Here is a 419-nt window from a genome sequence, read left to right as displayed (position 1 = left end):
CATTAGAGAAGTTTTCTCAAGTTATCGATAACCTATCTCAATCTAGCCTGACACTTGCTTCAGCAGCAGAAGAGACGGCGCAAACTTGCCAATACAACTCAAGCACCTTAGTTGAACAGCAAGACCAGATTGGCTTGATTGCGACAGCAACAGAAGAGCTATCAGCGACGGTGAATGAAGTCGCGGCTAAAACACAGCAAACGGCAAGCTCAGCGAAGATCGCTGATGAACAATCACAGCAAGGTTTAAGCACGGTCCAACAATCCTATGAGTCGATAGAAACCTTGGCTTCTGAGATTAACGGCCTCGCTGAAAAAATCACTCATCTACACGAAAGTAGCAACAACATTAACAGTGTGATTGATGTGATTAAATCCGTTGCCGAACAAACCAATTTGTTAGCGTTAAATGCAGCGATT

At 43.9% G+C, this 419-nt stretch carries 1 protein-coding gene; it reads left to right on the top strand.

Annotated features, from left to right (window positions below):
- A partial coding sequence (locus AB4496_RS28475) for a methyl-accepting chemotaxis protein (RefSeq protein WP_372133424.1) occupies positions 1-419 on the top strand: 419 nt, incomplete at both ends.

Origin of the sequence: Vibrio sp. 10N.222.46.A1 (assembly GCF_041473595.1) — a bacterium.
Classification (GTDB): Bacteria; Pseudomonadota; Gammaproteobacteria; order Enterobacterales; family Vibrionaceae; genus Vibrio; species Vibrio tasmaniensis_A.
The sequence above is the reverse complement of the archived record's forward strand: the minus strand, read 5'-3'. Positions and strand labels throughout refer to the sequence as shown.